21 protein-coding genes, 1 tRNA gene and 1 pseudogene are annotated in these 21,827 nt (G+C 43.7%); 11 read left to right on the forward strand and 12 right to left on the reverse strand.

Going from position 1 to position 21,827, the window contains the following annotated elements:
* The first annotated feature begins 7 nt into the window (after positions 1 to 7).
* Positions 8 to 895, forward strand: a pseudogene (gene moaA / locus O8C65_12325) (GTP 3',8-cyclase MoaA).
* A gap of 11 nt (positions 896 to 906) precedes the next feature.
* Here the strand turns inward: moaA and O8C65_12330 are convergent.
* From O8C65_12330 to O8C65_12340, 3 genes are all read right to left on the reverse strand, one after another.
* Positions 907 to 980, reverse strand: a tRNA-Val gene (locus tag O8C65_12330).
* Between the two features lie 178 nt (positions 981 to 1,158).
* The gene (locus tag O8C65_12335; protein ID MCZ7357709.1) at positions 1,159 to 1,953 is read right to left on the reverse strand and encodes a hypothetical protein; all 795 of its coding nucleotides are present in this window, start codon (positions 1,951 to 1,953) and stop codon (positions 1,159 to 1,161) included.
* Positions 1,954 to 2,167: 214 nt separating this feature from the next.
* The gene (locus tag O8C65_12340) at positions 2,168 to 2,383 is read right to left on the reverse strand and encodes a hypothetical protein (protein ID MCZ7357710.1); all 216 of its coding nucleotides are present in this window, start codon (positions 2,381 to 2,383) and stop codon (positions 2,168 to 2,170) included.
* 707 nt (positions 2,384 to 3,090) lie between these two features.
* Here O8C65_12340 and O8C65_12345 point away from each other — a divergent pair.
* The gene (locus O8C65_12345) at positions 3,091 to 4,194 is read left to right on the forward strand and encodes a DUF2117 domain-containing protein (GenBank protein MCZ7357711.1); all 1,104 of its coding nucleotides are present in this window, start codon (positions 3,091 to 3,093) and stop codon (positions 4,192 to 4,194) included.
* A gap of 26 nt (positions 4,195 to 4,220) precedes the next feature.
* On the opposite strand, the gene O8C65_12350 is transcribed toward O8C65_12345, so the two are convergent.
* A complete protein-coding gene (locus O8C65_12350; GenBank protein MCZ7357712.1) occupies positions 4,221 to 4,721 on the reverse strand; it encodes a DUF350 domain-containing protein in 501 nt (166 codons plus the stop codon).
* A 71-nt stretch (positions 4,722 to 4,792) separates the two neighbouring features.
* On the reverse strand, positions 4,793 to 4,975 hold the full coding sequence (locus tag O8C65_12355; GenBank protein MCZ7357713.1) for a 4Fe-4S binding protein: 183 nt from the start codon (positions 4,973 to 4,975) through the stop codon (positions 4,793 to 4,795).
* Between the two features lie 67 nt (positions 4,976 to 5,042).
* Between O8C65_12355 and O8C65_12360 the strand changes: the two genes are divergently transcribed.
* Positions 5,043 to 5,417: a TrmB family transcriptional regulator gene (locus tag O8C65_12360; GenBank protein MCZ7357714.1), complete on the forward strand. Its 375-nt coding sequence runs from the start codon at positions 5,043 to 5,045 to the stop codon at positions 5,415 to 5,417.
* Here O8C65_12360 and O8C65_12365 read toward each other — a convergent pair.
* The 4 genes from O8C65_12365 to O8C65_12380 form a co-directional block, all read right to left on the reverse strand.
* Positions 5,404 to 6,432: a TIGR00303 family protein gene (locus O8C65_12365; protein MCZ7357715.1), complete on the reverse strand. Its 1,029-nt coding sequence runs from the start codon at positions 6,430 to 6,432 to the stop codon at positions 5,404 to 5,406. The two genes, O8C65_12360 and O8C65_12365, sit on opposite strands and share 14 nt — an antisense overlap.
* A gap of 8 nt (positions 6,433 to 6,440) precedes the next feature.
* A complete protein-coding gene (dnaG, locus tag O8C65_12370; GenBank protein ID MCZ7357716.1) occupies positions 6,441 to 7,733 on the reverse strand; it encodes a DNA primase DnaG in 1,293 nt (430 codons plus the stop codon).
* Positions 7,734 to 8,031: 298 nt separating this feature from the next.
* On the reverse strand, positions 8,032 to 8,451 hold the full coding sequence (locus O8C65_12375) for a toprim domain-containing protein (GenBank protein ID MCZ7357717.1): 420 nt from the start codon (positions 8,449 to 8,451) through the stop codon (positions 8,032 to 8,034).
* Complete coding sequence (locus O8C65_12380) at positions 8,448 to 8,747, reverse strand: DUF167 domain-containing protein (protein ID MCZ7357718.1); 300 nt, start codon at positions 8,745 to 8,747, stop codon at positions 8,448 to 8,450. Before O8C65_12380 ends, O8C65_12375 begins: the two co-directional genes overlap by 4 nt.
* 129 nt (positions 8,748 to 8,876) lie before the next feature.
* On the opposite strand from O8C65_12380, the gene O8C65_12385 reads away from it, so the two are divergent.
* Together O8C65_12385 and O8C65_12390 are read left to right on the forward strand one after the other, a co-directional pair.
* Positions 8,877 to 10,019, forward strand: coding sequence for a glycosyltransferase (locus O8C65_12385; protein ID MCZ7357719.1), 1,143 nt, complete (start codon positions 8,877 to 8,879; stop codon positions 10,017 to 10,019).
* Positions 10,012 to 11,058 carry a glycosyltransferase family 4 protein gene (locus tag O8C65_12390; GenBank protein ID MCZ7357720.1) on the forward strand — a complete coding sequence of 349 codons (1,047 nt, stop codon included), beginning with the start codon at positions 10,012 to 10,014 and terminating at the stop codon, positions 11,056 to 11,058. Before O8C65_12385 ends, O8C65_12390 begins: the two co-directional genes overlap by 8 nt.
* A gap of 18 nt (positions 11,059 to 11,076) precedes the next feature.
* Here the strand turns inward: O8C65_12390 and O8C65_12395 are convergent, their stop codons facing one another.
* Positions 11,077 to 12,579 (reverse strand): radical SAM protein, encoded by a 1,503-nt coding sequence (locus tag O8C65_12395; protein ID MCZ7357721.1) that lies wholly within the window; start codon positions 12,577 to 12,579, stop codon positions 11,077 to 11,079.
* Positions 12,580 to 12,889: 310 nt separating this feature from the next.
* Between O8C65_12395 and O8C65_12400 the strand changes: the two genes are divergently transcribed.
* On the forward strand, positions 12,890 to 14,062 hold the full coding sequence (locus tag O8C65_12400) for a glycosyltransferase family 4 protein (GenBank protein ID MCZ7357722.1): 1,173 nt from the start codon (positions 12,890 to 12,892) through the stop codon (positions 14,060 to 14,062).
* Between the two features lie 178 nt (positions 14,063 to 14,240).
* On the opposite strand, the gene O8C65_12405 is transcribed toward O8C65_12400, so the two are convergent.
* A complete protein-coding gene (locus O8C65_12405; protein MCZ7357723.1) occupies positions 14,241 to 14,387 on the reverse strand; it encodes a hypothetical protein in 147 nt (48 codons plus the stop codon).
* Positions 14,365 to 14,508, reverse strand: a complete 144-nt coding sequence (locus O8C65_12410) for a hypothetical protein (protein ID MCZ7357724.1) — start codon at positions 14,506 to 14,508, stop codon at positions 14,365 to 14,367. The genes O8C65_12405 and O8C65_12410 overlap by 23 nt, the downstream gene beginning before the upstream one ends.
* Before the next feature lie 226 nt (positions 14,509 to 14,734).
* On the opposite strand from O8C65_12410, the gene O8C65_12415 reads away from it, so the two are divergent.
* The 5 genes from O8C65_12415 (at position 14,735) to tgtA (ending at position 21,794) form a co-directional block, all read left to right on the forward strand.
* Entirely contained in the window at positions 14,735 to 15,961 is a 1,227-nt protein-coding gene (locus tag O8C65_12415; protein ID MCZ7357725.1) for a sugar phosphate nucleotidyltransferase, read from the forward strand.
* A gap of 1 nt (position 15,962) precedes the next feature.
* Positions 15,963 to 17,765 (forward strand): glutamine--fructose-6-phosphate transaminase (isomerizing), encoded by a 1,803-nt coding sequence (glmS, locus tag O8C65_12420; protein MCZ7357726.1) that lies wholly within the window; start codon positions 15,963 to 15,965, stop codon positions 17,763 to 17,765.
* Position 17,766: 1 nt separating this feature from the next.
* Positions 17,767 to 19,053, forward strand: coding sequence for a phosphoglucosamine mutase (glmM, locus tag O8C65_12425; protein MCZ7357727.1), 1,287 nt, complete (start codon positions 17,767 to 17,769; stop codon positions 19,051 to 19,053).
* Positions 19,050 to 20,258 carry a sugar phosphate nucleotidyltransferase gene (locus O8C65_12430; GenBank protein MCZ7357728.1) on the forward strand — a complete coding sequence of 403 codons (1,209 nt, stop codon included), beginning with the start codon at positions 19,050 to 19,052 and terminating at the stop codon, positions 20,256 to 20,258. The genes glmM and O8C65_12430 overlap by 4 nt, the downstream gene beginning before the upstream one ends.
* A 72-nt stretch (positions 20,259 to 20,330) precedes the next feature.
* Positions 20,331 to 21,794, forward strand: coding sequence for a tRNA guanosine(15) transglycosylase TgtA (tgtA, locus tag O8C65_12435; protein ID MCZ7357729.1), 1,464 nt, complete (start codon positions 20,331 to 20,333; stop codon positions 21,792 to 21,794).
* Positions 21,795 to 21,827: the final 33 nt, after the last annotated feature.

Consider the following 21,827-nt stretch of genomic DNA (forward strand, 5'->3'; position numbering starts at 1 on the left):
AACATTCATGAATGCCACGCTCACAGACCATTTCGGCAGGACCATATCAAGCCTTCGTATTTCAATAACCCGGAGATGCAACCTGGGGTGCATTTACTGCCACGAAGAAGGGGATAAAGAGAGCTCTCTCCGGGAAATATCCCCTGATACTACGGCAAAAATCGTGAGAGCCGCAACTGAATTCGGCGTGGGAAAAGTAAAATTCTCGGGAGGTGAGCCTTTAATGAGAAACGATTTTGAAGATATTATTGCGGGATTGCCTCCTTTGAAGGACATATCCGCCACAACAAACGGAGTATTGCTCTCAGTGAGAGCAGCTTCGTTAGCGGATAAAGGCCTTGACCGGGTGAACATCAGTCTTCCCTCGTTGAATGAGGAACATTACAGGGCAATAACGGGGTCATCGCGGCTTCCCGCGGTAATTGAAGGGATCAATGCGGCTGTAGATACCGGATTGACCCCGATCAAGCTCAACATGGTTCTATTGAAAGGCATCAATGAGAATGAGATAGAAAATGCTATTGAGTTTGCGGCGGGTTATGATGGAAATGTTATCCTGCAGCTCATCGAGCTGATGAATTTTAAAAATCTGGCTCAATTCATGGTTGATATTGATAGTGTGGAGAGAATGCTGGAATCAAGGGCATCTGCCGTCAGGGAGCGTGAATTGCACCGCAGGAAAAAATATTTTGTGGACGGGATCGAGGTCGAGCTTGTAAGGCCTATAGACAATTCGAAATTCTGCGCCAACTGCAACAGACTGAGGGTAACATCAAGCGGGAAGTTGAAGACATGCCTGATGCGGAATGATAACCTTATCGAAATAGATGAGGGAGCGACAGTATTTGAAATAAAAGAACTCCTCAGGAAAGCTGTCGAAGTAAGGGAACCTTACTGTAAAAATAATGGGCCCGCGGAGATTCGAACTCCGGACCTCCGCCATGTCAAGGCGACGTCATAACCGACTAGACCACGAGCCCGGTTCTTTCCACTAGTGGATAATCGTTATTACTGCAGGCAATTCTAGTGAGAATTATCCTTTTTTTTAGAAATTATCCACTTTTTTGGAATTGGCGGGTAATAAGAATCCTAAGCAAATATACTTATCGAAATTTGGTGGCCGTTTCAATTTAATTCAAAACTTTTCTTTTTGTTACTTCATTTCTCCAAGTTTTTTGAATCCTTTGTTACTTGATTTCTAACAATAAAAAGCATAACAATAAGAACGAGACCAACGAAAACGACCGAAAATGCAGCAGCCCATACAGCTCTAGCTTGTCGTTCCTTATCAAAATAATCCATAAAAAATGGGTATACTGCAAAGTACGAAACAAGAAGCACAAGTCCTAAATTCAAATAATAATCAAATTCCTTTTTTCCTAATTCACTCAATTTTCGCATTTTGCTTCTAAACCATAAGAATGGTTGCTGTTTAACAACAAAAAAATAGAACCCAAAACAAGCTATTACAACAACTAATACCATTATTTCCGTCTTCTTCCAAATGGAGAAAGAGGTATCTGGTGTTAAAAGTATCAGAACAATGGTAAAAACTATAAGAATCACAGTTAGAAAGCTAATACCTTTTGAGAAATTATCACTCGATTCATTAAATTTTTTAATCGAATCGTTTAAGTTACTTATTGCAGTCTCTATGTTTTTAGAAGAATTATTACTGGACATTTCAAAATTTCGAACAGATTTATTTAATTCTTCTAATGTCTCTTTAATCAATATTTGATTAAGAAACTCAAATCCCTTGATGCTTATTGTAATTTTATCTTGATTATTGAAAACAGATTTATAGTTAGGATATACTATCAAATCTCTTCTTTTCGCTTCATGAATTGTGCTATCAATATCGTTGTTTGATTTGCGAAGAACACCTACAGTAACATATTCTGGAAATTCTCCATTTAATTGTTTTAATAATTCGCCAATAAATAATTGCACAGAATCTCTTTAATAATTCATACATAGATATAGTTTTTCTAAGAAGGAATCATAGAAGTTAGACGTGCGCCGCCATAAGCACGCCGCCCTCCAGGTTGCGGGACAATCTCGCACACCACCTAAGGGCAGACGGCGTACTTAGTGCGTGAGGTTGGGCGACAGTCCCTACGCTCCTCAATGCGCGCATGGCCATACAATAATCTGCGGTTTCCTGTTAAATTTTTGCCCCTTCCTTCCGCCAGGATATCTTATGCGAACCCATAATCCCTGTCCGGAATCTCGGGCATGTATTGATGCCGCAGTTTTTTGTGAGTTTCTGCCTGCACTCGGTCACCAGGCTTATAGGCAATATGTCGGTCTCTTCATAACCGGCAAATGAAGCAAACATGCCTTTGCCTATCGCACAACCCGATACTGGTCTTATCTGCATACCAACCTCCACTTGTTTTTCCCCTCTAATTTAATTATTAAATCATTATAATATATAACAGTTGCGCTCGAACTATGGATAAGATTTTTGATCAATATTCCCAACTATTTTGAACGATAACTTATTGCACCGCTTTCATGAAAGATAAGCTGGAAAAACGCAGGGTATTAAACACCATCTTCGGAGAAAACTGGTGACACTTTTCGGACTTCCGGGTACCCTTTCTTCAATAATTCGTTTACCTTTGTCTCAATGAGTGCATTGATAATTAAAAAAATCGTCAAAAAACACTATTTTACATCTAATTATGGTTAAGAACCTAATTTTCGATACTTATTTTATGAAACACTTTGCGTTCTTGGCGTGCTTTGCGGTTCTGATTTTATTCACCGCAGAGAGCGCAAAGGTCGCAAAGATAAGTATAAAATGTTTAGTTTTTAACTATAATCTTCATTAAAACCATCGATAAAGCCGGGATAAATTCACAATACCTTTTTTATAAATAAATAAACTATGTAAGCAACTATCAATATCACCACTATCTTTATGACAAAAAATGTTAGGGTCAATAAAACCCATAAAATTTGTATTATAAAATAAGCAAGAACCAGGGCGATGATCGCAATAAGAATATCCGTGAGTTTCATGATCAATAATTCTTTTTTGATGCTTAAATCTTTATCCTGCAAAATCAAATCAATAATAATATGCGCATAGGTATAGTCCTGCACGGCCCTGAGATCGTTGATGTAGGTTCGGCAAAGAAGATAATAGACATATTCAAGAGAGATCATAATGTGATAGCGAAGCTCGGCGGCACCATGGGGCGAACGGCTGTGCTTGATGCAGAGCTTGAAGATGTTATCGACATCTCCCAGGGACTCACGCCGAGTGAGACAATAAACGACCTGGCGCACTGCATCGATCTTGCGATCCTGCTCAACCACGGTAAAACATTGGAGACCGGGAGGCATTTCGGCCGGCTGGTGGCGTCGAAACTGAAACCGTCGATTCCTTTCATTCATATTGAGCGCCCCGACAGCAGCGGGAGGGTATTCTATCATGATTCACGGGCCAGATATTGCGCCGAATACGCCAGAAAAATCCTCCACGATGGAAATTACGACCTCACGGTCGAGAAGGAAAGCATCACACCGCTGTATGTCAGAGCCGAAGGCAATACAATAGTCAGGCGAATCTGCGGGGCATTTCCAGGGGAGAACATCCGCCTCGATGGGATAGTGATAGGCGAGGTAACCGGACAAGACCCGGAAATAGTATGCAGGGATGGCCAGGTCGTTGAGCTTCGCGCCGGTAAAATAAAGCCTCACGGTATTGAAAAGCTAAAGAACAGGAGTACAGACCTGTTCACTGCGCGTGTGAAGACAGGATACATAAGGAGAACCCGGCATAGTCCGAGGATCAAAGAAGTCCCGCGTAGAATATCAGAAAGTGTGGCAGTCATTATCGACCATTGTGCTGAATCTACATTCGAGCTGATAAGGGATGCAAATCTTGTCATAACCATTGGAGATGACACCACATCGATAGCTTCCGACATTCTGACCCGCTTTGGGATACCGGTCATCGGGATCACGGATGGGGACCTGGACTGCATACTTGAAGACGCGGCAGTACCTGCAGGTTCTGTTATCATCCGCGTCAGAGAAGGGTTCGACGACATCGTGGGGAAGAAGTTATCTGAGAATTTGATGGAAGGTAGACAGAAAATCAGTATGCAAGGTGATGAATTGACCGCAAGGATACTTGCGCTGGCAGAAAAATATATCGTTGAAGTTAAATATTATTGAATAAAAAAAAGAAAAAAAGGTATAACTTAGATCAACGCTGCCGTTATACCCAGTACTCCCGACTGAATGATAATCGCAACTGTGATTATTACACCAGCCATTTCAAGCGCAACTGCGACATTGCCCTTCTTGAGTTCCTCGAATTCCTCGATTTCCTTGGTCAATTTGTCCAGGATATTCAATGCAAGATATATTGCAACTATTGCAAGCACTATTCCCAGTATCAACTGGACAATGCTAACAATAATTATCGCTATGCCCGCGCCCGACATTATACCTGCTTTCAGGGCCTGGGATATCCCTATCGAGATACCTGAAACACCTGACTGCACCACGATACCGATGGCGATAAAGACTGATGCGACAAGAATGCCTACCGCGACATTGCCCTTAGCTATCTCTTTTTCTTCATCTATTCCTTTAGTTATTTTTCCCAGCACTGAAAACCCAATATACAATGCAACGACTGCAAGTATAATGGCAATAACTAATTGTATGATCCCTACAACTGCATTTATTATTTCCATATTCTCACCTCACGCTTAAAGCGCAAGTCTGTATAATGGTAACAGGGTGTTATAAAATTATTGTGATGCCTTCAATCAAGAAATCGCAGGGCTTTGTTCGGGCACATTACAACACAACGCATGCATAGATTGCATTTATCTTGGGTTATCCTGGCAATGCCATCGATCCGGTCCAAAGCTTCTGCATCGCACACGCTGTCGCATTTGCCGCATTTCATACAACCCATTACTGTTATAAAACCGTCAACTGGCATTCACAATCTATTTATGCTTACAGGTATAGATAGGTTTTGGACTAAATGTACAAAACACGTGATCATTATGCCACGGTCAATCCCTGAAATGATCCGGGGGGATTTCAAATGCGACGACATCGCAAAGTGTATCCTCGGACTCAAGAACATCGATATAGAAGCATACAAGGCGCTCGTTACGAAGGGCCCAATGACGGCAGAGCATCTTGGAGAAATTTTAAAAAGAGAGCGAAGCACAGCTTATCGTTCGCTGCAGAACTTAATAGGATGCGGCCTCGTCCATCGTGAAACCAAAACCATCCACACAGGTGGATATTTTTATGAGTATATAGCACTTGAGCCGGCCAGGATGAAAGAGCAGATCCTCGGGAATATCGACGAATGGTGCAAAAAAATGAAGAAACTGGTTTCCGAGATCGATAGGGAAATCATGAAACCGTAAAAATACTGTCCCACACCTCTTCAACTTTTTCTCTGAATTCTTTCTGGGTAAATCCCATCATTCCAGCCGCGAACATGGCGCCACCTGCGCCTACTCCCTCTTTTACATCACCGTTCTCGTACATCCGAAGTCCGGCAATTCTCGAACTCCCAAAGCCAGGATCGGCTGCAAATGCCTGGTAACCCAAAAGTTCAGTCATTTCCCTGAAATTTGCGGTTGGGTCTCGCGCAACGTAACATGTGGTGGCTATGGAGACATCGCTTTTCAAGCCAAGTGATTTAATGATGCTCAACACCGAGACCATCTGTGTTCCACCAGCGAGGACTGCTTTTACCCCGAGGCCTTTCACGAGTCCGGCAGCAGCAGGCATCATCGGGTCACCAAGACACTCTGCGGCTCGAAGCGGATTATTTCTTAAATCACCAAATGATATGCCTGCCTTTTTCATACCTTCGTTCACTGCCATTTCTTTAATGCCGAGAGGATTATCCGGGAAACTTGATGATACCCTGCCGTCATAGCCCAGGGCATTCATTACCCCCATGGCGGTCGTTGTTCCACCCGGCACGCTCTCTCCTATTATCACAAAATCCGAGAGTTTTCCGAATTTTTTACCCAGAGCCTCTGCTTTCTTATAGATGTCAAAGGCATCGGCCACAGCGTGTCCTTTCCGGATATCTCCGCCTGGCAGTGCATTAAGGTCAATCGTTGGTACTTTCGGCCTGATGCGCAGTCCTGAATTTATAAAAATAGAAGGGATTCCGGTTAGCAGCATCGATGCCCTGGTCAATACAGCCGGCGTGGGCGCGCCCGAGGGCGTCATAGCAGGTTCAGTGATACTGATAGCGTTACCCGTTTCCACGAGTTCAGCATCCGCTGCAGGCGTATAATCCGTGAGTTCGGGGGATCTGCCTGCCGCGGAGATATTCGGTATTTTAGCCGTCTCCGTATTTGCCAGTATGCACACAAACAGGGGTTTTTCAGGGGTAAAATCTGGATAGGGTTCTACCCACATCTAAATCCCTACAGGTCACTTGAGGTTTCAATATGCAATGATGCCGGGGTTTTTACGACATTTCCAAGCTTCGCACCTACAAGATTCGTGATACCCTTTTCCGAGGCGATATCCACTATACGCTGGGTTATCACGCCATCAAATACAACGCTTCTGATATTGCCGTTGAATTCTTTCAGCGCGCTTGCAAGATCACGAACGGGCACTTCGCTTATAATATTGTTGCTTTCATCGAGCAACCTGGCGCTCAGAGTTCCACTTAATTGAACTATATGTTCCTGGAAAGCTCCTTTGCTCTCTTTTTCCCTAACTTCAGGTTCTTCGGCTATCTTTGGCCTTTCAGGCTCAGGCGCCTGTTCAACCGGTTCTTCCCTTGAAGGCTGCATTTCTAATTCCTCGGAAACCGAGGGTTCGCCCTTCCCTGAAGTCTTTTTCCTGGTTGCCTCCATGATAGCAACTCTTCTCTTCTTGCTGACCTGATAATAATCAAACGCCTGCTCGACAGGTATTTTCTGCCTTAGCGATTTCATGATCTCCTTCTGCACAAGCTCTTCGACACCTTTGCCATCGGGAGCGCGGGCAATGAAATCAACATCCGCAACCTGGAGAAGTTCTTTGATTATGAGCTCTCCACCCCTGTCCCCATCGGTGAAAGCCGTGACCGTCTTTTTCTTGCAGAGCTCTGCTACTGATTGGGGGACATTCGTGCCTCCTACGGCGATAGAGTTCTTAATACCGTATCGCAGCAGGTTTAACACATCTGCACGTCCCTCGACCACGATTATCGCATCGGAATTAAGAACATTCGGCCCCATCGGGATATTTTCCTTTCCGAATGTCGTGATCTCTTCTATCCTGAGGGATTGCCTGACCTCGTCAGTGATTTCCTGGCTCTCCGGCAGCATTTCGTCGAACATTTCAGAAAGGATCTGTTTCGCACGGTCTATGACTTTTTTCCTTTTTGATGTCCTCACATCTTCGATTTTAGCGATGTTAATGTTAGCGATACAGGGTCCTATCCTGTCGATAGTCTCAAGGCTCGCTGCGAGCACTGCAGTCTCGACCTTATCAAGGCTCGATGGTATTTCTATCGTTCCCAATGATTTACCCATGTTCGATTTGATATTGACTTCAAGCCTTCCGATCCGTCCGCTCCTCTGAAGTTCCCTGAGGTCAAGATCTGCCCCTATTAAACCTTCGGTCTGTCCGAATATTGCCCCGATAACGTCAGGTCGCTCTATTACTCCGTCTGCCTTTATTTTAGCATGAATGATATATTTTGTCGTGTCTGAATTTTGCATATATAGTACCCTCCCTGTGAATAGCAGTTAGAAAAGAATTTCATTCGTCGGGATCTGGTTTTTATGTAGAACTAACCAAAGCTGTCAATATCAGCATTTATTATTTTTAGTCCCATGACGGTAATGAAAGTCAACATTGTTATTAGGGTCACTGTCTGATTCGTGAGTCCTTATGATTATGAGTATCTAACTACTTTTCTATGGATGATTATTTGCATGGATGGATATCTTATTGCATCTATGCAAGTCAATACTAAATTGTATGAATACCTTTAAAAACATTGTGGTCTTAATTTTTTTAAAATGTACCATGAAGTTCGTCTCTCAACCTGTTGACATAATTGCTGAGGCTTTCGATATCCTTGATCCTTTTTTTCACCAGAGCCCTTATCCTCCCGCGAATTTCCGTGTTCGGCATGATGCCATAGTTGAGAAGGTACTTGATTATCTTACGCGCTATCATGCCCCCTTTTTTATCCCAGTCGGTCAGCAAAATGATCTCTTTATCTTTCCTGGATAACTTCTCTGTCAACTCAAGCAGGGGCTGCTGTGAAGCGAATATTATGTCCCCTTTTAACCCGAGGCGCGAGAGCGATTCCGCATCTTTCCTGCCCTCCACTATGATAACGGCCCCGTTGTCAGCACGCTCCCTGAGGTCTGATAAGATCTTATCGAGCTGTTCAAGACGCTCTATGTCTTCAAGTATCCTGATATTCATTTTTGAATCAGAATCTCCAGAATTTCAGGAGCCTCTGCCCCGATGATCTTCACGGATTTTTTACTGCTCGCTAAGCCTTTGATTATTTGGATGTTGCCTGTATTAACCTTGAACAACCTTGAGAAAAACGAAATTAGCTCGGCATTGGCCTTTCCTTTCTGCGCCTTTTCTGAAATACGAACCTCAATGCGGCGCCTCCATGGATTATACCCATGCACCGAAGTCTCCTTGGCGCCCGGAGATATTTCAAGGTCCAGAATGACGCCATCACTGGTCTTCCTTAAAGCATCTTTCATTTGTTCCCAGAAGGAGAGAGATAATATTAATGGTTGTTGCAGGAACTTGACAAATCGTGTCTTTTTTGTAGCCATTCCTGAATAATGAGTAACCTTTTAGATAAATACGACCAACAAGGGAATATTCAAATGAATCTGACAATACCAATTGTGCTGTTTATCTTAATCGCGATACCCTATTTAATATACATAGGATTTATTCTCAAATACGGACGCTGTGGTTCACCGGCCAAACGCAAAGACAATAGACCGACAATATCCATCGTTATTCCGACATACAACGAAGAAGTGCTCATAGCCAAAAAATTGGATAATATTTTCAAAATGGATTATCCTCAGGAATTACTTGAGGTCGTAATAATCGATTCATCCACAGATGGAACACGTGAAATAATAGAAGAATATCGAAAAAGGTCCAGCGGCATAAGATTGATAACTCAGGAAAGACAAGGCCTGGCAACGGCACTGAACACTGCTTATGCTGCAGCACTGAATCAAATAGTGATCAAAACAGATTGCGACAGTATGCTTGAAAAAAATGCACTCCTAAAAGTTGCGGCCGATTTTGCAGATCCAACAATAGGCGGTGTCACAGGTAAGCAGGAAGTGATCAATGAATCCAAGGTCGAGGTGGGTTACAGGTCGCTCCAATCCAGGGTGCAGATCGCGGAATCCTGGATCGACTCCACAATAATCTTCCACGGCCCTTTCTCGGCATACAGGAAGGAACTCATAAAATCCGTAGATGCGGATTCAGTGGCAGATGACAGCGAACTCGCAATTAAGGTGCGAAAGCAGGGGTACAGGACTATCATCGACCCTGAAATCATATTTTATGAGGCCAGCCAGAGTGCGTTTTTCAAAAGAAGGATGCAAAAGGACAGGCGCGGGAAAGGGCTTATCAGGCTGCTGCTGCGCCACAGAGACGTGCTTTTCAATCCAAGATTTGGAAATTACGGAAAACTCGTGTTCCCGATGAATTATTTCATGATGATATTTTCCCCATATTTGATATCGCTGCTTTTCTTGATCACGATATATATGCTCTACCTTTTTGACCCGATATTCTCAGCAACAGCATTGATCTTATTTCTAATTTTTATTTATCTTGGTCAGGCCAACAGACTTTCAATTCTCGAACCCATCTATTCTTTTCTTGATACACAGATATCGCTTCTTGTGGGCGGATTGAGCCTGATATTCGGAAAGGATTCCAATGGAACCTGGGAGATAGACCAGGAACTCAGGGGTGCATACCTGAAACATGATTAGAATCGCTATGGTATGCCACAGGTACTATCCTGATATCGGCGGGGTGGAAACACATGTCAGCGAAATCAGTGAACGTCTTGCGAAGCGTGGTTTTGACGTTGAGGTCATATGTACCGATCCAGCATGGAAATATCCAACGCATGAAAATCATAACGGGATAAAAATTACGCGTTTCAAGTCGTTTGCACCAAGGAATGCTTTCTATTTTGCGCCTCAAGTGTACTGGTACCTGAAGAACCGGCACTATGACATAGTGCATGCCCATAATTATCATGCATTTCCGGCCCTCTTTGCATCCGCCGCCTCAAGGGGAAAATTCATTTTTACACCTCATTACCACGGTGGCAGCTATTCCTATCTTAGAAACCTGCTCCTCAAACCCTACCTTTGGGTTGGACGATCTATATTTGAAAAGGCGGATAAAGTAATATGCGTGTCAAAATTCGAATTGAAACTTATTGAGAATGATTTTAAAGTTTCACCTTCAAAGCTCGTTCATATCCCCAATGGATTAAACCGGGAAGAGTTTAAAATTATAGGAGAATTAAAAAAACAATCAAAGATTATTCTCTATGTGGGACGAATGGAATCCTACAAGGGTGTACAATATCTAATAGAAGTGCTGCCCCTATTGAAAGATTATCGTCTCAAGTTGATAGGGAAGGGGATATATGAGAAAAAGTTGCGCGAATTAGCCCTGAGATTTGACGTAAATAACAGGATTGATTGGCTAAAGGACATCAAAAGAGATGAACTGCTATCGCACTTTGTATCGGCTGATGTTTTTGTTAATCTTTCTATATTTGAGGCTTACGGGATAACGGTTGCTGAGGCACTCGCATGCGGTACCCCCTGTATCGTGGCGATTGGAGGAGCACTGGAAGAATTTGTTGATGGGAAAGGTTGCGTGGGACTAAGCTATCCAATCGACATGAAAGCCCTGGCAGAGGCTATCGAGAGCAGCAAAAAAATAACTCCGAGAGAAATGCCGGATTGGGATGATGTTACAGACAAACTCATAAAAATATATTCAGCCTGAAAATCGATCTGCGGGATGTTAGCAAGTGCCCCGGAATAGTATTTTGATATTTCTTAGTATGGTAAAAGGTTGTCTTTTCAGCCTTAAGAATGTTTCCGATGCGAAAAGGGAAGACGGGTTGTGTATTACCAATTCCAGTGCAGCAGCCATCATTGCTTCTTTTCTCCATGCCAGTAGTTTTGCCGGGTCGTAATCTTTTGTATGGAGTAAGGGCTTCTGCATTGCCATCAGGTAATCTGCAGGTTCAATTTTCTCTTTCACCAAATATCCTTTAGCCATTGCATCCAAATACATCTCTGTCCCCATCAGGGGAACAGCGATATTGAAATACGGACGGACACCATTCCTTGCCAGTTTCCGCGAAAAATTTATTGTCTTCCTAACAGTAGTTTCCGTTTCCCCCGGAATTCCTATTATGAAAAATGCGCACAGATCAATTTTTTTATCTTTTATGATTTTTGCGGCGGTTTCCAGTTTTTTAAGATCGAGATTCTTCCTTATGGTATTATATAGAAAATCCTGGTCTCCGGATTCCACTGCTATTGTCAGTCCTGTGCATCCAGATCTTTTCATAACGTCAACGAGATTGGGGGTAAGCCTATCGGCTCTGACGCCATTAGGGGTTTCCCAGGTTATGTCAATCTTTCTATCAATTAATCCTTTAAATAAGGTTTCTGCTCTCGATGTGTCAAACGTAAGATTGTCATCCTCGAAGAAAATATGTTTAACACCATATTTTCCTGTGACATGTTCAATTTCATCAAGAACGTTATCCGGTGATCTTGAGCGCCACTTCCTTCCTGTTACCTGATGGACTGAACAAAAGTTGCACCTGTAGGGACATCCCCGGCTGGTAATTACAGAAATCCATCTTTTATTGGTGACTGACCTGGGTGCAAGTCCCATTTCTCCTGATTTGAAATATTCATTCATCGGGAGGAGTTCATAAGCTGGCAGCGGGAGTGAATCCAGGTCCAGAATCGGCGGCCGTGGCCCCGTGAAAATCATCCTGTTTTCTTTTTTCAAATGAACCCCTTTAACTTCCATGATATCAGCGCTTCCCTCCAGATGGCGCATGAGCTCAAGCATCGTATATTCGCCTTCCCCCTGGACCACGAAATCTATATTGGGGTCCCCCAGAACATCTTGTGGAACTGCGCAAGCATGTGCACCCCCTGCTATTATTGGCACATCCGGCATTTCATTTTTAATCGCACCGGCCAATTCATGAAGATTGTTGGATTGGGACGTGAACATGCACGAAATACCCACTGCATCAGGCGCAAACCCTGAAACCATTTCAACGACCTGATTATGCGTAAGGCCTACCCTTATGATATTATTTGGCTCATAATTCCTGGAACGCCAACCATCTGCCAGAGCATCGATAATCTTTACCTCAATCCCTTGACTCTGCAGAAAAGAAGCGATATATGCCAATCCGAGTGGAAAAGGTACTCGAATACTGTCTTCATAACCTTTCACGGTAGTCCATGAGGGATTAATAAGACAAAGTTTCATTTCTCCTCATTTGATTTCCAAATATATTAGGTCTTTCCTGAGTATGGCTCCGGGGCCGAAATAACGGGCACAAGTTCAACAGATTCTGCCAGACGACAGAGCGATTGCTACACTTCATGATTTTAATGATATTATAGAATTTTTTGGCTTATGGAACCTCATTCACCGCCAATATCATGGAATTGATCCCCTAAAATACAGCAAGAGTATTCTATTCCGTATTGATAATTGCCATGGCTATTGAAAATGCAAATACAGCCATACAAAGCAGAAACTATTATAGGAAAAGGACTCTTTTTACATCAGTATTATGAAAGTTGCCTTTTTTGCATTTGATATTTTTTCACCCTCGGCTACAGCTGGTTTTGTCCATACGATCGAAATGGCAAAAAATTTGAAATCGCTGGTGGATTTAAAATTGTTTGTTGCACCATCTATCAAGAGAGCTTTGAATCCTTTTCTCTGGAACGAACGAGTTGAGGGTTTGGAGTTAGATTATGCGAGATTCACCCTGTGGTTCAAACCTTACCTAATTCCTTTTGTTCCCTTTAATTTTTTAAGTTACTATTCCGTATATAATAAAACAAAGGAGTTTCATCCGGATATTATCCATGAACGTTTCCATTCGCCTAACCCGTTTGGATATCATATTTCGGAAAAGATAGGTGCGCCAAGGATTTTGGAAGTGAACAGCCCATACATAGAGGATGAGGCCTATAAAAGCAAGACATTAATAAAGATAGCAGAAAAGGACAGGAAAAGACAGTTTGAGCATGCTGATGCAATCATAACTCAAACAGAGACATTGAAAAAAGTAATCTCAAATGTTACTGACGTCCCCGTATATGTAGTTCCAAATGGCGTAAATACCACAAAATTCAGACCAATTGATTCGCACTCACTCCGAAAAAGGCTCGGTATACCCGAAAATGCAATAGTGATCGCCTTCAGCGGTTCTTTCAGGAAGTGGCATGGTGTGCATCTTATCCCGAAAATGGCCAGAATACTCATGGAAAAATACAGCGATGTATATTTTTTAATGATCGGTTCAGGGTATCTATATGAAAACATCAGAAATTCAGGGATGAAGAATACGATCTTTTTGGGATCGGTTAATTATAATTCATTACCGGCCTATTTGAGCATGTCTGATATCTGTGTGGCACCTTTTGATGCCTCCGAATTCGAATACTTTGATAAACTCGGGTTCTGGTGGAATCCTTTGAAACTTTTTGAATATCTAAGCATGGGAAAACCGGTTATTTCTTTCGATTTTGATGAAGTGAAAAAGATCATCGGAAATGGCGGTCTCCTTGCCCGGGCAGGAGATTTAGATGATTTCATAAAAAAATTGGAATACCTGATAAATAATAAAAATGAGAGACAGAAGCTCGGAGATAATGCCCGGATTTTGGCATTTCGAGAATATGACTGGAAAAAGCGTGCGCAAGAAACTGTGAATATCTATCAAAAGGTATTATGATCGCGGATGGTGATGCATGCAAAGGCTTGAGCTATTCTGTGAATGTTAAAGCCTGGGCTATAGAGAGTAGAAAAAGGCTCCTCCCATGTAAACGCCTGACAGGGTAAATATATCAACTGGTCTGATCCAATATTCTTCCCCAGAGAATTAAATCAGATCCAGTCCCATGCTTAGATATTCAGCTAAGTATCCTGCTGTCTGGTTTTTCCCCATTATAATTATCCATGCAATCAAGGGTACAGAACATCTTTTCTCTTATATAGCTCTCTTGCACGTAAATTTCTTTTTTACAGTTCGCACATCTAATTGCAAGCAGTTCCATCATTCGTACCTCCTATCCTCTTTCCATTTGTAAACGATTCAACAATTGAAGGAATAATGGCAATGTTATTCATAGATTCCACATTATCGCCGTCCACACGGATGCCACTAACAACATCCTTCAATCAATAATTGAACCACATACTATATAGATTTATCTCTGTTAAAAAATAATAATGGTTATTATTATAATGATGAAGAAAAACACTATCAGCATGCTTCCCAAACCGAATTGAAGTAGTCATGCATATTCAGGCTGTTATCTCTTTTAATTTATGATAAATGAGAAATATTTATTTGCCTGAAAGTACTTGAACTAATCAGCACTTACTATATAATAAGGGATCTTAAATGAACAGCGAAAGCAAAATCATGAAGGCAGTAATTCTGGCAGCCGGGGAAGGTCTGCGCTGCCGCCCGCTTACTTCGAGCCGGTCCAAGGTCATGTTACCTGTTGCAAATAAACCTCTGCTAGAGCATATCATTCAAGCGCTTCTTGAAAATGATATAAAGGAAATTATCCTGGTGGTGGGATACAAGAAGGAGAGGATAATGGATTATTTTGGAGATGGCCTTGAATTTGGCGTGAAGATCAATTACGTGGCCCAGGATGCCCAACTCGGCACCGCTCATGCTATAAAACAGGTGCGGAAATCTATAGACGGCGATTTTCTGGTTCTGAACGGAGATAACCTCATTAATGCCGATACCATTTCAGATCTTTTGTCAGGAAAGAAAGGCGAATTCGCGCTGCTTGCCGTCGAACGAGAACAGACATACGGCTACGGAGTTATAATTTCCAAGAATGGGAAGGTTTCCAAAATAATGGAAAAACCAAAAGAAGTTGTAAGCCATCTTGTGAATGCTGGTGCATACTTATTCACTCCCTGGATTTTCGAGGAGATAGACAAAACACCGCTATCTGAAATGGGGGAATATGCAATTACAGATACGATACAGCAAATGATAATTGATGGAAAGGAAGTCAGCATGGTAGTCTCAAAATCCATGTGGATAGATGCGGTTCATTCATGGGACTTCCTTAAAGCCAATTCTATAGTTCTGGAAGAATGCAAGAGGGACTTAAAAGGAACCGTTGAAAATAATGTTTCTATAAAGGGAAATGTGATATTGGGGGTGAACAGTATCATACGGGGGGGTTGTTACATCATTGGACCTGTGATCATCGGGAGAAACTGCGATATAGGTCCCAACACCGTCCTTTTGCCGTCAACGGCCATAGGTGATAATACCACAATCGGTTCATCAACCGAAATTCAGAATAGCATAATAATGAATGATGTACGTGTTGGGAGCAACTCATACATATCCAACTCCATTATAGGGGCTAACAACAATATTAGCCCGCATTTCTCAACCGAAGTAGGCCATGACCTTTTGATCGAGTTGAAAGGGACGTTACACAAGGCAGATTTGCTGGGGACCGTGATTGGAGACGACAATATCATAGCAAATCGGGTCTCAATAAAAGCAGGGAAGACTATAGCAAATAACTGTTGTGTCGAAACCGGGACAACGATCCATAAAGATATTCCACCTGGTTCTATCGTGGTCTGATATGTGCGGAATCGTAGGATACAGCGGCAGGAGGGAAGCTGCTCCCATACTTATTGACTCTTTGAAACGATTAGAATACAGGGGTTATGACTCTGCAGGAATTGCCATTCTTAACAAAGGTGGCATTGAGGTGTACAAGGACAAAGGGAAAATCTCTGAACTTGAAAAGAGCCTACCAGATTTACATGGGACCGTTGGAATAGGGCACACCAGATGGGCAACGCATGGCAAGCCTGATAAAGTAAATGCACATCCTCACAGTTCTGGAAATATTTCTGTCGTCCATAATGGAATTGTTGAAAACTACCAGCAATTGAAGGAAAAACTCCAACAATCCGGATATTTGTTTGTATCCGAGACAGACACCGAGGCTCTGGCGCATCTCATTAACCATAATTATAAGAATAATCTTGCGGATGCAGTGATCTCAGCACTCAAAGAAGTTAAGGGATCCTATGCTATAGCTGCCATTTCCGGCTCTGAACTGGTCGCTGCAAGAAAGGACAGCCCTCTTGTAATAGGGGTGGGTGAAAATGAGAATTTTGTTGCTTCCGATGTACCTGCCATTTTGAAGTACACACGTAAGATGATATATCTAAATGACATGGAGGTTGCCTCCATCACCCCAGAAAGCGTATCTATTATCGATAGCAGTGGAAATCCTGTTCAGAAAATGGAGCATATCATACATTGGGATCTGGAGGCGGCTGAAAAATCGGGTTATGAGCATTTTATGCTGAAGGAGATCCATGAACAGCCCAGGGCACTTCATGAGACTTTCGCGGGCAGGATATCGGAAATGGAGGGGGCCATCTCTCTGGAAGGTATGAATTTGACAGAGACTCAGATCATGGAAATATCAAGAATCAGCATTATTGCCTGCGGGACATCTTTCAATGCAGGATTGCTCGGAAAGAACCTGTTCGAACAATTTGCTCAGGTTCATGTAGATGTTGAAATAGCCTCCGAGTTCAGGTATTCCCATTCTTCACCCGGATCACTGGTCATTGTCATATCCCAGTCAGGAGAGACTGCGGATACACTTGCTGCTCTTCGTGAAGCCAAGAGTTCAGGATGTAAGACCCTGGCAATTACGAATGTTATGGGAAGTACGATCACAAGGGAAGTGGACAGCGTTATATATACAAGGTCAGGGCCTGAAATAGGTGTCGCCGCGACAAAAACTTTTATCTCCCAGCTTGGGGTGCTATATCTTCTGGCGTTTTATTTCGGGAAGATAAAAGGCAATATCAGCAGAGACAGGATGAAACAATTGCTTGGCTCCATGAAACAGATTCCAGGACAGATAACGCGAATCCTCAATAATAAGGAGAACATAATAAAATATTCTGAGCATTTTTCATCATCTTTGGATTTCTTTTTTATAGGGCGCACACTGAATTATCCGATAGCACTTGAAGGGGCTTTGAAGCTCAAAGAAATCTCCTACATCCATGCAGAAGGTTATCCTGCCGGGGAGCTCAAGCACGGTCCACTTGCCTTGATAACGAAAAACACACCGGTCGTGGCGATAGCCACCAGAGGGTTGACTTACGATAAAATGGTGAATAACATCAAGGAAGTAAAAGCAAGGGAAGCTTCAGTGCTTGCAATTGCAGATGAGAAAGATAGCGAAATTGAGAAATTCGTGGATTGGATTATAAGAGTCCCAACAACTGAGGAGGTTTTTTATCCCATGCTTTCAACAGTAGTGGTCCAACTGATTTCTTACTATATTGCAAAAGCACGCAATTGTTCTATAGATCAGCCCAGAAATCTTGCGAAAAGCGTAACAGTGGAATGAAATGATGTTCGGATCTTCAGGAATACGAGGGATTGCAAATAGGGAAATAACCCCACAACTGGCTCTCAATTTCGGGCTTGCGGTGGGTAGCATCTGCCCTGATGTGGTGATAGGACATGACCCAAGAATAGCGGGCGAGATGATAGAAAATGCAATTGTATCTGGCTTGCTTTCGGCGGGAAGCGAGGTGACCAGGATAGGTATGGTCCCCACACCCACACTTGCTATTGCTTCAAGGGATCATGATTGCGGCATAATGGTCACAGCTTCGCATAACCCCGCACGGTATATCGGGATGAAGATCTTCAAGAAAGGGATGTCGTTTGGGACAAAAGAGCAGGCTGAAATCGAAGACATACTGAAGAAAGAAAGATTCAAGTATGCAAGCTGGGAGAAAACGGGCGATCTGCGAGAAATCGGAACTGCTTTGAGAGACCACAGCAAGATTATACTAAAAAATATTAAGAGTTCGAGTTTGAAAGTCGTGGTTGATTGTGGAAGTGGCGCAGCTTCAGTCATCACTCCGTATGTGTTGAGGGAGATTGGATGTGAGGTAATTACCCTTAATTCCCAGCCAGACGGGCATTTTCCGGGAAGGGAGCCCGAACCCGTGGACGAGACGCTTGGCACGCTGAAATCCACAGTCAAATCTGCCGGGGCAGACCTGGGCATCGCCCATGATGGAGATGCGGACAGAATGATGGCCGTTGACAATAAAGGGCTTTTTGTCAGCGGGGATAAGATGCTTGCCTTCTTTGCAGTGCGTGAAGCCAAAAAGTCCATTGCAGTGCCGGTCGATACATCACGGGTCCTTGACGACCTCCTCACAGGGATAAGGATTTCGCGCACTAAGGTCGGGGATGTATATGTCGCGGAAGAACTCAATCGGATAAAGGGGGAATTCGGCGGTGAACCCTCGGGGGCATGGATTTTTCCAAAGATATCCTTATGTCCTGACGGTATCTATGCAGCCGCAAGGCTTGTTGATATCGTGGAGAGCGAAGGGGATTTCGGCGAACTTCTGGCCTCTATACCCGAGTATCCTGTAAAAAGGGGCGCTCTACTGTGCAAGGATAAAAAAGAGGCCATGGCAAGAATAGCTGAAGGATTGGGAGGGCTTGGCAATATTAGTTCTCTTGACGGCGTAAGAGTGGACCTTCCTGACGGGTGGATCCTTGTGCGTCCCAGCGGTACCGAGCCAAAAATAAGAATGATGGTTGAATCTGAGACACGGTGCGATGAATTGTATGCCATTGCAGAGAAAATCGTAAAGGAGGCAATAGATTGAAGGCAGTTATCCTTGCTGCGGGGAAAGGAACGAGGATGGGCCCTCTCACGGAGAACATGCCCAAAGTCATGCTGCCCATTGCGAATAAACCCATTCTGGAACATATAATCCTGAACCTGGAAGCTGCTGGCATAATTGATTTCTTAATAGTTGTTGGATATCATAAGGAAAAAATAATCGAGTATTTTGATAACGGCAGAAGTCTGGGTGTGAATATAGAATACATCGAACAGCAGAGTCAAAATGGGACTGCCGATGCCATAAAAACAGCAAGAGAGCACATTAATGGGAGGTTTCTCGTAAGCAATGGTGATGTGATCGCAGGAATATCTGATATCAAAAAAATCATTAACGCTGAGGGGGAAGCTATTCTGGCTGCGAAGAAAGTGGCAAATCCTGAAGCTTACGGAATACTGTACATTAAAGGGAAAAAAGTGGAAAAAATAATCGAAAAACCGAAAAACCCTGGCTCTGACCTTGCAAATGCGGGTATCTACGTTTTTGAGCCGTCCATCTTTGATGCTATTGATTCTACGGTTCCTTCCCCCCGCGGGGAATATGAGATCACGGATTCCATCCAGTTCATTATCGATTCAGGAAAAGAAGTATGCTATACGCCTCTTGAACACTGGCAGGATATAGGGTTTCCCTGGCACCTGCTCGAAGCCAATGAAAAGATCCTGATGGATGGAGAGGAAGTACAATGGGAGATAAGGGGCGAGGTCGAACGTTACGTGACACTGAATGGTAAAGTAGCCATAGGCAAGGATACCATCGTAAGGAACGGCGCATATATAGAGGGCCCCGTGGTCATCGGAGATAACTGCGATATAGGTCCCAACTGCTACATCAGGGCGGCTACCAGCATTGGAGATTACGCAAGGATCGGCAACGCCGCAGAGGTGAAGAACAGCATAGTGATGAAAAGAACCCATATAGGGCATTTGAGCTACGTGGGGGACAGCATCATCGGAGAGGGCTGCAATTTTGGTGCAGGGACAAAGGTGGCGAATCTGCGGCACGATGGAAGGACTGTACTTGTGGAACTGGGAGGAAAGAGATTCGATTCAGGGAGGAGAAAATTGGGCGCGATTATGGGAGACAATGTTCACACCGGCATAAACAGCATGATAAATGTGGGTGCAACGATAGCATGCGGTTCATACATCGATCCCGGTCAATTTATTAAAGGCTCTATGAAATAATGCGATTTTGATTCGGCTAATTCCTGTTCGACCGCATTTTAATATAGTTCTCCATCATTGATGAGCCCAGATATGCCCCCAATATTCGAAATTATAAACAAGGACATCTGCGGTCGCATCGGGCGCCTTGAAACGCCGCATGGCACGGTGGAAACACCTGTTATTATGCCGGTTGTCAATCCCAATATCCAGACTATCAGGCCCGATGAACTCCGGGACATAGGTGCTGAAATCATAATAACGAATTCCTATATCATTTATCGAAAACCGGAGCTCAGGGAGCGCGCCCTGAGAGAGGGATTGCACTCTCTTCTGGGTTTTGACGGCCCGATAATGACAGATTCTGGGTCCTACCAGTTATCTGTTTATGGTGAAGTGGAAGTGAATAATAAGGAAATAGTCCAATTCCAGCAGGAGATAGGCTCTGATATCGGCGTTCCGCTGGATATTCCCACGCCTCCGGATGTATCCAGAGAGCGGGCCGAATCGGAACTTGAAATAACCCAAAAGAGAGCAAAAGAAGCCCTGGGTTTAAAAAAGGATATGCTTCTGGCCGGACCTGTGCAGGGATCTACATTCCCTGATTTGCGTGAGCGCGCTGCGCGGGAGTTGAGCCAGCTTGATTTCGACATTTATCCGCTTGGGGCAGTTGTTCCCTTGATGGAAAATTACCGCTATTCAGACCTCGTGGACGTTATCGTGGCATCGAAAAAAGGACTCTCACCTTCAGCTCCGGTCCACCTTTTTGGTGCTGGACACCCTGCGATGTTCTCCCTGGCGGTCGCGCTTGGCTGTGATCTATTCGATTCTGCCTCATATGCCCTCTATGCCAAAGAGGGGCGGTACATGACAGTAAGGGGCACGTATCATCTGGATAAGCTCCAGTACCTGCCATGCTCATGCCCTGTATGTATTTCCCATGACGCGGGGAAGCTGATGAAAAGCGAAAAGCGGGAAGAACTGCTCGCGCGCCATAATCTCTACGCGACCTTCGAAGAGATGCGCGAAGTCAAGCAGGCAATAAAAGAAGGGAGCCTCTGGGAACTTGTGGAGCAGCGGTGCAGGTCACATCCCCAGCTCCTCAACGGGCTTAAGCGCGCGCTCCATTACTCGGACTGGATAGAACAGTTCCAGCCAGTATCGAGATCCACCTTCTTTTACGGGGGGCCGGAATCGGCGCAGAGACCTGAGATATCAAGGTGCAGGAAAAAGCTCAGGAATCTCGATCTCAGGGGGAAAGTCCTGATCAGGGAACACAGGCTTGAAAAAGAGGAAGATTTCGACTGGGTACTTGAATTCAAAGCACCCTTTGGCGCATATCCGCTTGAACTCAAGGAAACGTATCCCTTCAATGCCGAGGTGATCGATGAACCGGACTATGAGGCGCTGACGGTCGCGCTTCAAAATACTCTTGAACTGATTGAGGCGAATCATGAGGCTGAGTTCACGTTCGTGTATGAGAGGGAGCATCCACTGATGGAAGAAATCGCGCAAAGAGCTATGTTGATAACAAAAAGAGAAGATGGGCGCATTTGAGGGCTATATATAATATAGTGCGAAAGATTTAAG

Origin of the sequence: Candidatus Methanoperedens sp., from assembly GCA_027460535.1 — an archaeon.
Classification (GTDB): domain Archaea; phylum Halobacteriota; class Methanosarcinia; order Methanosarcinales; family Methanoperedenaceae; genus Methanoperedens.

What these genes read in the sequence shown, in the direction of transcription:
- glmM (MCZ7357727.1), top strand. Translation starts at nt 17,767, where the DNA reads ATGATGTTCGGATCTTCAGGAATACGAGGGATTGCAAATAGGGAAATA.
- O8C65_12355 (MCZ7357713.1), bottom strand. Translation starts at nt 4,975, where the DNA reads ATGCCAGTTGACGGTTTTATAACAGTAATGGGTTGTATGAAATGCGGC.
- O8C65_12360 (MCZ7357714.1), top strand. Translation starts at nt 5,043, where the DNA reads ATGCCACGGTCAATCCCTGAAATGATCCGGGGGGATTTCAAATGCGAC.
- O8C65_12350 (MCZ7357712.1), bottom strand. Translation starts at nt 4,721, where the DNA reads ATGGAAATAATAAATGCAGTTGTAGGGATCATACAATTAGTTATTGCC.
- O8C65_12345 (MCZ7357711.1), top strand. Translation starts at nt 3,091, where the DNA reads ATGCGCATAGGTATAGTCCTGCACGGCCCTGAGATCGTTGATGTAGGT.
- O8C65_12380 (MCZ7357718.1), bottom strand. Translation starts at nt 8,747, where the DNA reads ATGAAAGATGCTTTAAGGAAGACCAGTGATGGCGTCATTCTGGACCTT.
- O8C65_12390 (MCZ7357720.1), top strand. Translation starts at nt 10,012, where the DNA reads ATGATTAGAATCGCTATGGTATGCCACAGGTACTATCCTGATATCGGC.
- O8C65_12400 (MCZ7357722.1), top strand. Translation starts at nt 12,890, where the DNA reads ATGAAAGTTGCCTTTTTTGCATTTGATATTTTTTCACCCTCGGCTACA.
- O8C65_12385 (MCZ7357719.1), top strand. Translation starts at nt 8,877, where the DNA reads ATGAATCTGACAATACCAATTGTGCTGTTTATCTTAATCGCGATACCC.
- O8C65_12340 (MCZ7357710.1), bottom strand. Translation starts at nt 2,383, where the DNA reads ATGCAGATAAGACCAGTATCGGGTTGTGCGATAGGCAAAGGCATGTTT.
- O8C65_12375 (MCZ7357717.1), bottom strand. Translation starts at nt 8,451, where the DNA reads ATGAATATCAGGATACTTGAAGACATAGAGCGTCTTGAACAGCTCGAT.
- dnaG (MCZ7357716.1), bottom strand. Translation starts at nt 7,733, where the DNA reads ATGCAAAATTCAGACACGACAAAATATATCATTCATGCTAAAATAAAG.
- tgtA (MCZ7357729.1), top strand. Translation starts at nt 20,331, where the DNA reads ATGCCCCCAATATTCGAAATTATAAACAAGGACATCTGCGGTCGCATC.
- glmS (MCZ7357726.1), top strand. Translation starts at nt 15,963, where the DNA reads ATGTGCGGAATCGTAGGATACAGCGGCAGGAGGGAAGCTGCTCCCATA.
- O8C65_12395 (MCZ7357721.1), bottom strand. Translation starts at nt 12,579, where the DNA reads ATGAAACTTTGTCTTATTAATCCCTCATGGACTACCGTGAAAGGTTAT.
- O8C65_12415 (MCZ7357725.1), top strand. Translation starts at nt 14,735, where the DNA reads ATGAACAGCGAAAGCAAAATCATGAAGGCAGTAATTCTGGCAGCCGGG.
- O8C65_12405 (MCZ7357723.1), bottom strand. Translation starts at nt 14,387, where the DNA reads ATGATGGAACTGCTTGCAATTAGATGTGCGAACTGTAAAAAAGAAATT.
- O8C65_12365 (MCZ7357715.1), bottom strand. Translation starts at nt 6,432, where the DNA reads ATGTGGGTAGAACCCTATCCAGATTTTACCCCTGAAAAACCCCTGTTT.